The sequence below is a fragment of the Falsigemmobacter intermedius genome, from assembly GCF_004054105.1.
Lineage (GTDB): Bacteria > Pseudomonadota > Alphaproteobacteria > Rhodobacterales > Rhodobacteraceae > Wagnerdoeblera > Wagnerdoeblera intermedia.
The window spans coordinates 1-12288 of the sequence record NZ_SBLC01000012.1 but is presented as its reverse complement, the minus strand read 5'-3'; the positions used below and the strand labels follow the sequence as shown (position 1 = coordinate 12288).

The 12288-nt window shown below is 65.1% G+C and carries 12 protein-coding genes; 9 read left to right on the top strand and 3 right to left on the bottom strand.

Annotated features, from left to right (window positions below; all coding sequences use genetic code 11):
• The first annotated feature begins 167 nt into the window (after window positions 1-167).
• The 4 genes from lepA (at window position 168) to EP867_RS10000 (ending at window position 4441) form a co-directional block, all read left to right on the top strand.
• Window positions 168-1967, top strand: a complete 1800-nt coding sequence (lepA, locus tag EP867_RS10015; protein ID WP_128488735.1) for a translation elongation factor 4 — start codon at window positions 168-170, stop codon at window positions 1965-1967.
• A gap of 134 nt (window positions 1968-2101) precedes the next feature.
• The gene (locus EP867_RS10010) at window positions 2102-2404 is read left to right on the top strand and encodes a hypothetical protein (RefSeq protein ID WP_128488733.1); all 303 of its coding nucleotides are present in this window, start codon (window positions 2102-2104) and stop codon (window positions 2402-2404) included.
• Window positions 2405-2477: 73 nt separating this feature from the next.
• On the top strand, window positions 2478-3323 hold the full coding sequence (locus EP867_RS10005; protein WP_128488731.1) for a BadF/BadG/BcrA/BcrD ATPase family protein: 846 nt from the start codon (window positions 2478-2480) through the stop codon (window positions 3321-3323).
• Window positions 3323-4441 (top strand): N-acetylglucosamine-6-phosphate deacetylase, encoded by a 1119-nt coding sequence (locus EP867_RS10000; RefSeq protein WP_128488729.1) that lies wholly within the window; start codon window positions 3323-3325, stop codon window positions 4439-4441. Before EP867_RS10005 ends, EP867_RS10000 begins: the two co-directional genes overlap by 1 nt.
• 20 nt (window positions 4442-4461) lie before the next feature.
• On the opposite strand, the gene ygfZ is transcribed toward EP867_RS10000, so the two are convergent.
• A complete protein-coding gene (gene ygfZ / locus EP867_RS09995) occupies window positions 4462-5238 on the bottom strand; it encodes a CAF17-like 4Fe-4S cluster assembly/insertion protein YgfZ (RefSeq protein WP_241656882.1) in 777 nt (258 codons plus the stop codon).
• Window positions 5239-5401: 163 nt separating this feature from the next.
• Between ygfZ and EP867_RS09990 the strand changes: the two genes are divergently transcribed.
• Together EP867_RS09990 and EP867_RS09985 are read left to right on the top strand one after the other, a co-directional pair.
• Complete coding sequence (locus EP867_RS09990; protein ID WP_128488727.1) at window positions 5402-5821, top strand: DUF1178 family protein; 420 nt, start codon at window positions 5402-5404, stop codon at window positions 5819-5821.
• An 88-nt stretch (window positions 5822-5909) separates the two neighbouring features.
• The gene (locus tag EP867_RS09985; RefSeq protein ID WP_128488725.1) at window positions 5910-6869 is read left to right on the top strand and encodes a phosphoribosylaminoimidazolesuccinocarboxamide synthase; all 960 of its coding nucleotides are present in this window, start codon (window positions 5910-5912) and stop codon (window positions 6867-6869) included.
• A 103-nt stretch (window positions 6870-6972) separates the two neighbouring features.
• On the opposite strand, the gene EP867_RS09980 is transcribed toward EP867_RS09985, so the two are convergent.
• Complete coding sequence (locus EP867_RS09980) at window positions 6973-9516, bottom strand: ABC transporter permease (RefSeq protein WP_128488723.1); 2544 nt, start codon at window positions 9514-9516, stop codon at window positions 6973-6975.
• Window positions 9513-10241: an ABC transporter ATP-binding protein gene (locus tag EP867_RS09975; RefSeq protein WP_128488721.1), complete on the bottom strand. Its 729-nt coding sequence runs from the start codon at window positions 10239-10241 to the stop codon at window positions 9513-9515. Before EP867_RS09975 ends, EP867_RS09980 begins: the two co-directional genes overlap by 4 nt.
• On the opposite strand from EP867_RS09975, the gene EP867_RS09970 reads away from it, so the two are divergent.
• From EP867_RS09970 to EP867_RS09960, 3 genes are read left to right on the top strand one after another with little or no spacing between them, the layout of a single operon-like run.
• A complete protein-coding gene (locus EP867_RS09970; protein WP_174722315.1) occupies window positions 10213-10914 on the top strand; it encodes an arylesterase in 702 nt (233 codons plus the stop codon). The genes EP867_RS09975 and EP867_RS09970 overlap by 29 nt on opposite strands.
• A gap of 11 nt (window positions 10915-10925) precedes the next feature.
• Window positions 10926-11942, top strand: coding sequence for an NADP-dependent oxidoreductase (locus EP867_RS09965; protein WP_128488717.1), 1017 nt, complete (start codon window positions 10926-10928; stop codon window positions 11940-11942).
• A gap of 20 nt (window positions 11943-11962) precedes the next feature.
• Window positions 11963-12169 (top strand): SlyX family protein, encoded by a 207-nt coding sequence (locus tag EP867_RS09960; RefSeq protein WP_128488715.1) that lies wholly within the window; start codon window positions 11963-11965, stop codon window positions 12167-12169.
• Window positions 12170-12288 lie beyond the last annotated feature (119 nt).

Here is a 12288-nt window from a genome sequence, read left to right as displayed (position 1 = left end):
GGGGATCTGCAAAGGGGCCGTGCCATGCGCGGCCCCTTTCGCTTTCGGGGTTTTCTGCGGCGAAAGCGCTGCCCTGCCCCTGGCCGCGACACCCCCTGCGGCAAAATCATTTTTGCTCTCTCGCAATTCCTCTTCACGCCTCATCACGGGCAGGATATACGCGCGCCATGACCGAGCTGAACCTCATCCGCAACTTCTCCATCGTGGCCCATATCGACCACGGTAAATCCACCCTTGCCGACCGGCTGATCCAGGGCACTGGCACGGTGGCTGATCGCGATATGAAGGCGCAGCTGCTCGACAGCATGGATATCGAGCGCGAGCGCGGGATCACGATCAAGGCCAACTCCGTCCGGATCGACTATACGGCCAAAGACGGGCAGACCTATGTTCTGAACCTGATCGACACCCCCGGCCACGTTGACTTCGGCTATGAGGTTTCCCGCTCGATGCGCGCCGTGGAAGGCTCGCTTCTGGTGGTTGACGCCTCGCAGGGCGTTGAAGCCCAGACCCTGGCCAACGTCTACCAGGCGCTGGACGCCGGGCATGAAATCGTGCCGGTCCTCAACAAGATCGATCTGCCCGCCGCTGATCCTGAGCGCGTTAAAGAGAATATCGAAGACGTCATCGGCATTGATGCGTCAGATTCGGTGATGATCTCGGCCAAGACCGGCCTTGGCATCCCTGATGTGCTGGAAGCCATCGTCACCCGCCTGCCCGCCCCCACGGGCGACCGCAACGCGCCCCTCAAAGCCATGCTGGTGGACAGCTGGTATGACGCCTACCTCGGCGTGGTCGTTATGATCCGCGTCATGGACGGCGTCATCAAAAAGGGCGACCGGGTGAAAATGATGCAGACCGGTGCGGTCTATGGCATCGACAAGCTCGCCGTGCTGCGTCCCAAAATGGTCGACTGGCCGGAACTGGGCCCGGGCGAGATCGGCGTCTTCACCGCCTCGATCAAACAGGTCCGCGACACCCGCGTGGGCGACACCATCACCCATGAGAGAAAGCCGACCGCTGAAGCGCTGCCGGGCTTTAAGCCTGCACAGCCGGTGGTCTTCTGCGGCCTTTTCCCGGTTGATGCTGCCGACTTTGAAGCGCTGCGTGATGCGATCGAAAAACTCGCCCTGAACGACGCCTCCTTCAGCTATGAGATGGAAACCTCGGCCGCGCTTGGCTTTGGCTTCCGCTGCGGCTTCCTGGGGCTGTTGCACCTCGAAGTGATCCGTGACCGCCTTGAGCGGGAATACGACATGGATCTGATCACCACGGCTCCGTCGGTGGTCTATCACCTGCACATGAAAGACGGCACCGTCAGGGATCTTCACAACCCCGCCGATATGCCCGATCTGACCTATGTCGATCACATCGAAGAGCCGCGCATCAAAGCGACCATCATGGTGCCTGATGAATATCTGGGCGATATTCTGAAACTCTGCCAGGACCGTCGCGGTGTGCAGCTGAACCTGACCTATGCCGGTCAGCGCGCCATGGTCGAATATGACCTGCCGCTGAACGAAGTGGTCTTTGACTTCTACGACCGCCTGAAGTCGGTGACCAAGGGCTATGCGTCGTTTGACTATCAGATCACGGGCTATCAGGAAGACTATCTGGTCAAGATGTCGATCCTGGTGAACGATGAACCGGTGGATGCGCTTTCGATGATGGTCCACCGTGACCGCGCGGAAAGCCGCGGCCGCTCGATGGTGGAAAAGCTGAAGGATCTGATCCCGCGGCATATGTTCAAAATTCCGATCCAGGCGGCCATCGGTGGCCGCGTGGTGGCCCGCGAAACGCTGAGCGCGATGCGCAAAGACGTGACCGCGAAATGCTACGGCGGCGACGCCACCCGGAAGAAGAAACTTCTGGAAAAGCAGAAGGCCGGTAAGAAGAAGATGCGCCAGTTCGGCAAGGTGGAGATCCCGCAGGAAGCCTTCATCAACGCACTCAAGATGGACAGCTGATCCATCCTCAGGGCCGGCAGCGACAGGCGCGCCGGCCCTGATTTTTGCTCACGCGATTTTGCGTTCATCGCGTTGCAGCCGCCCTGAGACGGCGGCGTTCTCTGCTCAGTCTCCGATGTTGACGGACCACTCCCATGACTTCACTGCCCCGCCACCTGAGCCTGCTGATCGCTTTGCTGATGGGAGGGGCTGTGCCGATGCCTGCTCTGGCTGCCGGAGAGAACCTGAAGGTCACCTCGCTCAAGGCCAGTGCGGCCGGGTTTTACGAGGTGGTTGTCGCCACCCCCACAGCCGGACGCCCGGTGACCTGCGTTTTGCGCGACGCCTCGGGCAAAGCCCTGGCGCGCAACACCTGGATCAGCCAGACGCCGGAAACCACGGTTCCGGTCCGCCATCCCGGCGCGCCCCCGTGTTCTGCGGTCTGCGCGGCGGACTGACCACCCTCCGGCGCAAGGCTCTGCTGGCAGAGCGCGCTGCGGCGCGCTAAACTACAGGGAAAGGAGCAGGTTTATGCAATATTTCCTTGGGGTTGATGGCGGCGGCACCGGATGCCGTCTGCGCCTGAGCGATGCCTCAGGCAGGGTGCTGGCGGAAGTGTCGGAAGGTCCGGCCAATATCTCCACCGACCTGGAAGGCACTTTGCGCAACATAATCGCCGGCAGCCAGGCGGCCCTGAAAGCCGCAGGCCTTCCGCCTTCCGCGCTGGAGCGGGTGAGCGCGGGGCTGGGGCTTGCGGGGGTCAATATCTCCGACAGCGCGCTCTGGGCCGGCCGCCTGCCCTTTGAACGGGCCCGCGTGGTGACGGATGCCTGGACCAGCACCCGGGGTGCCCTGGGCGAGAGCGACGGGATCGTCGCCGCGATCGGCACCGGATCGGTCTTTGCCTCTCTGCGCGGGGGCCACTACAGCCAGATCGGCGGCTGGGGATTTCACCTCGGTGACGAAGGCTCCGGCGCGGTTCTGGGCCGCATGCGGCTGGCAGCAACCCTGCGCGGTGTGGACGGCATCGCCCCGCTGACACCGCTGGGCCGCGCCACGCTGGCAGATTTGGGCGGGGCCGCAGCGCTGCCCGGCTTTGCCAAAGACGCCCGCCCCGCCGACTACGCCCGCCTTGCCCCGGCGCTGTTTGAGGACCCCGATGATCCCATGGCCGCGGCCGTTCTGAACACTGCAGCCGAAGACATCGCGGCTTTGATTGAGCGGCTGCAGGAGGGCAGCCCCCTGCCCGTCACCTGGACCGGCGGTCTCGGGCTGCTCTGGGCCACCCGCATTGGTCAGCGCTGGCCGGAACGCGCCGCCTGTGGCACCGCACTTGACGGCGCCATGGCGCTTGCCTTTTCCCTCAGGGAGGCGTGATGGACCGCTTCGCCCTTATCGCGCCCCGCCTCTTTGACGGTGAGAGCTTTCACGAAGATCTCGTCCTTCACATTGAGGATGGTCATATCGCCGCGCTCTCAGACCGCACGGGCCCCCTGCCGCAGCTGCGCGCAGAGGGTCTTGTGACACCGGGGATGGTGGATCTGCAGGTCAATGGCGGCGGCGGCGAGATGCTGGGCCCGACCACGGATCCGGCACAGATCGCGCGTCTGCTGGACACCCATGCAAAGCTGGGCGCCACCTCGATCCTGCCGACTCTGATCACCGACAGCGCCGAAGTGACAGCCCGTGTGATTGCGGCCGGGATCGCCTGCCGCGATCTGCCCGGCTTTCTGGGTCTCCATCTTGAGGGGCCGCATCTCGATCCGGCCCGCAAGGGGGCGCATGATCCCGCACTGATCCGCCCGATGACCGACAAAGACCTGCAGCGCCTTCTCGCTGCGGCGCAGGCCCTGCCCGCGCTGATGGTCACCCTTGCCCCGGCCGCCGTCAGCGACGCCCAGATCACAAGGCTGGCCGCCGGGGGGGTGATCGTCTCGCTCGGCCACAGCGACTGCAGCTTTGAAGAGGCCGAAAGCGCCACCCGCGCAGGCGCGCGCTGCGCCACCCATCTCTTTAACGCCATGAGCCAGCCCCAGGGCCGCGCCCCGGGCCTTGCCGGCGCCGTTCTGGCCGGATCCCTTTGCGCGGGGATGATCGCCGACGGCCACCACATCTCGCTGCCGATGATGCAGATCGCGCTGCGGGCCAGGAGCGCCGGGATCTACCTCGTCTCTGATGCCATGGCCGTAACGGGCACCGGCGATGACGGCTTTACCCTCAACGGTCGTCAGGTGCTGCGCCGCGACGGGCGGCTGACCCTTCAGGACGGCACCCTCGCGGGGGCTGATATCACCCTGCCCGAGAGCGTCGCGGTCCTGACCCGAACCGCCGGGATTGACCCCGCCCGTGCCATCGCCATGGCCACCTCGGTTCCGGCGGATGTCATCGGCGCCAGCTGCGGGCGCATCGCTGCCGGTGGCCGCGCCGATCTCCTGACCCTGACAGAGGAGTTCAGGCTGACAGCCGTTTGGAAAAGCGGCCGGCGCCTGAGCTGAGCAACTGACCTGCGGCGGGATCAGACCCGCCGCACCTTTGCCAAGCCCGCCTGCATCTCTCCCTCGGCACGGTCAAAGCGCAGCCAGGCAATGGCGCGGTCCCCCGCACGGGTGAACAGCGTTCCCACCTCTTTGTCGCCCTGCAGGATCGGCGTGCCGGGGCCGGCCTCGCCCTCAACAGCGACCTGGACAAAGCCTTTACGCAGCTCGGTTTTATGCTTCATCCGGGCGGTCACTTCCTGCCCGACATAGCAGCCTTTGCGAAAATCCACGCCTGCCAGACGCTCAAAACCGGCCTCGAGAATATAGGTCTCATTCGGGATCAGCTCGATCCCGGCCTCCGGGATGACATGGGCCACGCGCAGCGCATCCCAGTCGATCGAGGGCGCAGCCCCCTCGGTGTCCGAATAAAGCCGCCAGCCCAGGTCCGGATGCCGCGGATCGGCCACCGCCCCGGCAGGGGCCGGACCGAGCCCACGGCTGACCTTCAAAGCGCTTTCCGTGATCTGCACATCCGCCCGCAGCCGGTACATCGACAGGCGGCGCAGAAGATCGCCGGCCTGCGCCTCTGCGGCATCAAGCAAAATCACCCCACGCCCGGGCGCGGCCACCAGGAAAAAATCCGCCAGATACTTTCCCTGCGGCGTCAGCAGCGCGGCATAAAGCGCCCCCTCGCCCAGACGCCGGACATCCTGGGTGATCAGCCCCTGCAGAAAGCTCTCACGATCTGCACCCGCAATTTCCAGAACCCTGCGGCCCGGATCCGCCTCACCCATCGACATCAGCGCCCCTTTCATCAACCTCAGCCCCTCATATAGGACCCCGCAGGCCCTCAGCCAGAGGCCATGGAAATTTTACCACCCGCCAAGGGGTTCAGCCGATCTGCCAGAGCGCCCCCCCCCCCTTGTATCCACAGCGCCAGAGGTTAAGTCTGCCGCAGGAACGTGACGGGAAGATGAAATGATCCGCTATGATCTGAAATGCGATCAGGGCCATGAATTCGACAGCTGGTTTGGCTCTGCCACAGCCTTTGAACGTCTGCAGTCCGCCGCGCAGCTGACCTGCCCCGACTGCGGCTCTGCAAAGGTGGCGAAAATGCTGATGGCCCCGGCGGTCGGTAAGACCACCAAAGCCCCCGCCCCTCTCCGCCAGCCCCGCAATGAGCGCGAGGCCGCCCTGGCCGAACTGCGCCGTCACGTAGAGCAGAACTCAGAATATGTCGGCGTCTCCTTCGCCAAAGAGGCCCGCGACATCCATGAAGGCCGCGCCCCGGAACGCGCCATCTGGGGCGAAGCAAAGCCCGAAGAAGCCCGCGCCATGATCGAAGACGGCCTGCCGGTGCTGCCTTTACCCTTCAAACCGGCCTCAAAGGCCAACTGAGGCCCCCCTTCGCTTGACTTTGCCCCCCGAAAGGGCGGATAGCGCGCGCAGTCACCCCCGACGCCGCTCAAGATCCAAGCGAGGCATCATGCGCACCCTTCCCGACGCCATCATCCCGGAACTGCCGAACCTCTATCGCGGCAAGGTGCGCGATTGCTACGACCTCCCCGATGAGGGAGAGGGCGCGCGCCGCATCCTGATCTCCTCGGACCGCATCTCGGCCTTCGACCGCATCCTCGCCTGCATTCCCTGGAAAGGCCAGGTGCTGACCGGCGTGGCGCGCTACTGGTTTGACCGCACCGAAGACATCTGCCCCAATCACGTGCTCTCCTATCCCGATCCCAATGCGGTGATCGGGCGCCACCTGAAAATTCTTCCCGTCGAAGTGGTCGTGCGCGGCTATCTCGCAGGCACCACCGGCACTTCGGTGCTGACCATGTATAAACAGGGCGTGCGCGAGATGTATGGCCACACCCTGCCCGAGGGTCTGCGCGACAACCAGAAGCTCCCTCAGGCCATCATCACCCCCACCTCGAAAGAATTTGACGGCGGCCATGATGAACCGCTGACTGCCAAAGAAATCATCGACACGGGCCTGCTGCCCAAAGCACTCTGGGATCAGGTCTCAGAGGTCGCCCTCGCGCTCTTTGAACGCGGCCAGAATGAGGCAGCCGAAAAGGGCCTGATTCTCTGCGACACCAAATATGAATTCGGCCTCGACCAGGACGGCGTGCTGCGCATTGCCGATGAAATCCACACCCCCGATTCCAGCCGCTACTGGAAGGCCGAAGGCTATGAGGCCGCCTTTGAGGCCGGCACCCGCCCGCCGAGCTTTGACAAAGACGTCATCCGCGCCTGGGTGGCGGCCCGCGTTGATCCCTACAAAGACGAGATCCCCGAGATCCCTGGCGAGATGATCGCTCAGACCTCTGCCACCTATATCGAGGCCTATGAGATGATCACCGGTCAGAAATTCATCCCCGACACCTCGGAAGCTTCCGTTCTGGAGCGCCTGCGCAAAAACCTCGCGCCCTGGTTCACCCGCTGACCTTCTCCCCACCCGGAGTTTGGCTTTTTCCAAATACTCCGGGTGGGGTCCGGGGAGGGCAGCGCCCTCCCCGGCCTCTCCGCTAAAGCCTGAGGCCCCTTTTTCAGTCCCGCGCCCGCAAAACCGAGGCCGGACGCGCCGCCAGCGGGCGCCACAGGAAAACCGCCCCCGCGATCAGCACCACCAGAACACCGCCGCTGATGATCAGCGCGGCAGGAAGCGCCGCAAAGCGCCAGGGCAGCTCCATCACAAAGCGCATCACCGCCCAGGACGCGACGGAGCCTGCCAGCACCGCCACCGCCGCAGCCGCAGCCCCCGCCAGCGCTGAGCGCAGTGCAAAGCCCGCCAGCACCGAGGCCCGCGACGCGCCGAGCACCTTCAGCACCGCCGCCTCATAGACCCGCGCCCGCTCTCCGGCCGCCGAGGCCCCCACCAGCACCACAAAGCCGGTCAGCAGCGTTGCCAGCGCCGCAGCCGAGGTCGCGGTCGCCAGGGCTGAGAGCGCCTCTGAGGCCGTGGCCACCGCATCGCGGATCGGGATGGCAGTGATATTGGGCCATTTCTGCGCGATCTCGCGCAGCACCCGGCCCTCCTCTTCGGGCGTCGAATACACTGTGGCGATATGGGTATGGGGCGCCCCCGCGAGAGCATCGGGGCTCAGCATCATCACAAAGCCAATCCCCCCGGTGCGGAAATCCACCTCCCGAAAGGAGGTGATCTCCGCCTCAATCCCGCGGCCCAGAACAGTCACTGTGACTTTATCGCCAAGCTTCAGCCCGATCTCATCAGCCTCCTTCTGCGCAAAGCTGACCTCAGGCGGGCCGGAATGCCCCGCCTCCCACCAGCGCCCGGCGGTAATGCGGGTGCCCTCGGGCAAAGCATCGGCATAGGTCAGACCGCGGTCGCCCCGCGCCACCCAATGCTCGCCCGCCACCTCTTTCGCCGGGCGGCCGTTGATCTTACTGAGCACCCCGCGCAGCATCGGCGCAGTCTCAACATCGCGCACCGCCGCATCCGCCTCCAGATGCGCCAGAAACGCGCCGATCTGATCGTTCTGAATATCGACGAAGAAATACGACGGCGCCCGCTCGGGCAGTTCATCGCCGATGGCACGGCGCAGGTTGGCATCGATCTGCCCTACGGCAGAAAGCACCGTCAGCCCCAGCCCGAGCGCCAGCACCACGGCCCGCAACTCACCGCCCGGCCCCCCCATCGAAGACAGCGCCATGCGCAAAGCCACGCGACCGCGCAGCAATGGCCGCCGGGCGAGCCAGCCCGCAAGCCGCCGCAAAGCCGCCGCCACCAGCAACAAAACGCCAAGCGAGAGCGCGATCCCGCCTCCTGCCGCCAGTGTGATCGCAGGCATCCCCGAGAAAAGGACCGCACCGCCCAGCAGCACCAGCGACAAAAGCGCCACCATCAAAGCCGCCGCCATCCCCGGCCCGGCACCGCGCCCCAGACCGTCGCGGTAAAGCGAGGCCGCCCGGATCCGCGCCATCCGCGCCAGCGGCCAGAGCGTGAAGATCAGCGCCGTCAGCGCGCCGTAAAAGGCAGCCTCCGCCAGGGCCGGACCGGAGATTTCAAAAACCGCAGGCACCGGCAGCAGACGGCTGAGAAGCGGGGCCGCCAGCAAAGGCAGCACCGTGCCCAGCACAAGGCCCAGCGCGATGCCGAGCAGCGTCAGCAGACCGATCTGCAAAAGCCCCATGCGAAAGATCAGCCCCTGGCCCGCGCCAAGGGTCTTCAGCGTGGCGATGGTGGCGGTCTTGCTCTCCGCCCAGGCGCGCACCGCAGAAGAGATGCCAACGCCCCCGACGGCCAGACCTGCCAGCCCCACAAGCACCAGGAAAGAGGCCATACGCTCCACAAAGCGCTCAATCCCGGGCGCGGCGCGGCGACGGTCCTGCCAGCGCAGGCCGCTTTCAGGGAATGCCGCCTCCGCTTCGGCCTTCACGGCGTTCAGATCCGCCTCTGCGGGCAGACGCAGGCGGTATTCGGTCTCAAAAAGCGTGCCCGGGCCCAGAAGTCCGGCCTCAGCCAGATCGGCGCTTTTCACCAGCGTGCGCGGGCCAAAGCCAAATCCGCCGGTGACATTATCCGGCTCGCTCACCAGAATCGCGCTCAGATGAAAACTCTGAACCCCCAGCCGAAACGTCTCGCCCACGATGAGGCCAAGCCGATCGGCCAGCACCCGGTCCATCGCGGCCCCCGGCAGACCGTCCCTGGGGGCGAAGACCTCAGCCACAGGCATCGCAGGCTCAAACTCCGCCGCGCCCAGCAGCGGCCAGGCCCCGTCGACGCCTTTCACCTGGGTCAGCGCATGTTCCGCCGTCTCCCCCTCACCGCGCACCGCCATAGAGCGGAAATCAAGGATTTCGCTCACCCCGCCCGGCTGGGCCACCCGCTCCATAAAGGCGCGCTCAGCTTCCGTCGCATAGCGGTAGGTATATTTCAGCCGCGCATCCCCGCCGAGCATGACCGCGCCCTCGCGGTCCAGCCCGGCTGAAATCGCCTGCCGCAGCATGCCCACCGCCGAGATCGCCGCCACTCCGAGCACGAGGCAGATGAGAAAGACCCGAAAGCCCCGCAGCCCGCCGCGCATCTCGCGCAGGGCAAGCCTCAGGGCCAGTGCCGTGCTGCCCTTCATGCCGCACCCTCCGCCGGGCGGCCGGCAGCGCCTGCCTCCGCATCAATCCGGCCGTCGACCAGACGGATCACCCGGTCGCAGCGCGCGGCCAGTTCCGGCGCATGGGTAACAAGCACCAGGGTCGCACCATGACGATCCCGCAGACCGAAGAGCAGATCCATGATCGCCTGCCCGTTCACCCCGTCGAGGTTCCCGGTCGGCTCATCCGCGAGCAGAATGCGCGGGCGCGTCACCGAGGCGCGGGCAAGCGCCACGCGCTGCTGCTCTCCGCCCGACATCTGCGCGGGATAATGATCAACGCGCGCCCCGAGCCCGACCGACACCAGTTCTTCGCGGGCGCGCGCAAAGGCATCCTTCGCCCCCGCAAGCTCCAGCGGCACGGCCACATTCTCCAGCGCGGTCATCGTCGGCAGCAGATGGAAGCTCTGAAAGACCACCCCCATATTATCACGCCGGAAGCGCGCGAGGGCATCTTCGGACATCGCACCGAGATTTTGCCCCAGGGCGATCATATCCCCCCCCGTGGCCCGCTCCAGCCCGCCCATCAGCATCAGAAGCGAAGATTTGCCGGAGCCGGAGGGGCCGATCAGCCCGATGGTCTCTCCGGCCTCTACATTGAGAGAAATCCCGCGTAGGATCGTCACCGGACCGGCATTGCCTGCCAGCTCCAGTTGCACATCACTGAGGGAAAGCACCGTGGTCTTCGTTTCTGCCTGCTCTGTCATTGCCCGATCAGCCCTTTGCGTTCCGGTTGTCTCTGCCCTTACGGCCTTCCTTTTGCTGGCCGCCCCTGCTCAGGCGCAGCCGCAAAAGCTCATCGCGCTCGGCGACAGCCTGACCCAGGGGTATGGTCTGGCTGAAGGTGACGGCTTTGTGCCGCAACTGGAAGCCTGGCTGCGCCAAAAAGGTTACGATGTTCAGCTTGTTAACGCAGGTGTGTCCGGAGATACCTCGCAGGGTGGCCTGTCCAGGCTGGAATGGACCCTTTCTGAGGGGGCCGATGCGATGATCGTCACCCTTGGCGGCAATGATCTGCTGCGGGGGCTGGACCCCGCGCTGACCCGCCGCAACCTGGACGCGATTCTCTCCGGCGCTGCGGCAAAAGACGTCCCCGTCCTGCTGGTCGCCATGGAAGCGCCGGGAAACTACGGCCCGCAGTACCGCGAAGAGTTTGACCGCCTGTATCCGGAACTGGCCGAAAAGCATGGTGTTCTCTTAGGCGAAAGTTTCCTCAAGCCGCTGGTGCGCGGCGAGACCAATCTCTCTGTCATGCGTGACTTTATGCAGGGCGATGGCATCCACCCCAACCGCGAGGGGGTGACAAAGATTGTTGAGGCCATGGGGCCAAAGGTGGCAGAGCTGCTGGACCAGGCCCGCATGCGCCGTGAAACGAAATAAGGAAAGCGACCATGACCCGCAGCCGTGAGCTTCATCTTGTCGCCCGCCCGACCGGACTGCCCGGGCCGGAGGTCTACCACATGGCCGAGCGTGACCTGCCCCGGCCCGTGCAGGGCGAGATCCTCGTGCAGATCCGCTGGCTCTCCCTTGATCCCTATATGCGCGGTCGGATGAATGACGCCAAAAGCTATGTCGAGCCCTTCCGCCTCAATGCCCCCCTCGACGGGGGCGTGATCGCCGAGGTGATGGAAAGCCATGATCCGGGCTTTGAGGCCGGAGATCTGGTGCTGGCCCATGGCCCCTGGGCCGAATATGCCGTGCTGAAAGCCGCCGGTGCACAAAAGCTGCCCCGTGGCAGCCGTGTGCCGCCGCAGGCCTGGCTCTCGGTTCTGGGCATGCCGGGGATGACCGCCTGGACCGGGCTGAACCGCATTGCGGAGGCAAAGGCCGGTGAAACCATCCTGGTCTCCTCGGCAGCCGGGGCCGTGGGCAGCCTTGCCGCGCAGCTTGCGCGTGAAAAGGGTCTGCGCGTGATCGGCGTCGCCGGGGGCGCTGACAAATGCGCGCAGGCCGTGGCGGAGTTTGGCTGCGATCTTTGTCTCGATCACCGCGGCAAAGAGGCCAGAGAGCTGTCGAAAGAAATCGCAGAGGCCGCCCCCCACGGCGTTGATATTTATTTTGAGAATGTCGGCGGCACCACGCTGCAGGCGGTTCTGCCGCGCATGAATACCTTCGGCCGCATCGCGCTCTGCGGGGCGATTGCCTGGTATAACGACCCTGCCTCCGCCCCCCCGGCCAGCCATATCTGGATGCCGATCATTCAGAAACGCCTGCGTGTGGAAGGCTTCATCGTCTCCGATCACGCCGCCCACCGCGGGGCCTTCTTTGACGAAGTGCTGCCCCTGGTCGAGGCCGGAAAAATCCTCTGGCATGAGACCGTGGCCAATGGGCTTGAGGCCGCGCCTGAGGCCTTCGCCGGACTTTTGCAGGGGAAGAACACCGGCAAACAGCTGGTGCGGATCAGCTGAGAGCCTGCTAAAAGCGCGCCATGACAGATCGTATCGAAGCCCTTGAAGTCCTGGTCGCCCACCTCAACCGCGCGGTGGACGACCTTTCTGACGTTGTCGCCCGCCAAAGCCGCGAAATCGACGTCCTGCTGCGCCGCGTCGGCATGCTGATGGAGCGCGAGGCCGAACGCGAGGCGGATGGCTCGAACTCCATCCCCCTGGCCGACCAGCGCCCGCCACACTGGTGAGCCGCAGGCGCCGTTGGAGCAGCCTGATTGCGGATCGGCGGAGGGGTAATGAGGCGCTGATGTTGTAACCGCCCCCCGACGGCATCTTTGTGCCAAGGTGGGATCGTCACAATCCATTA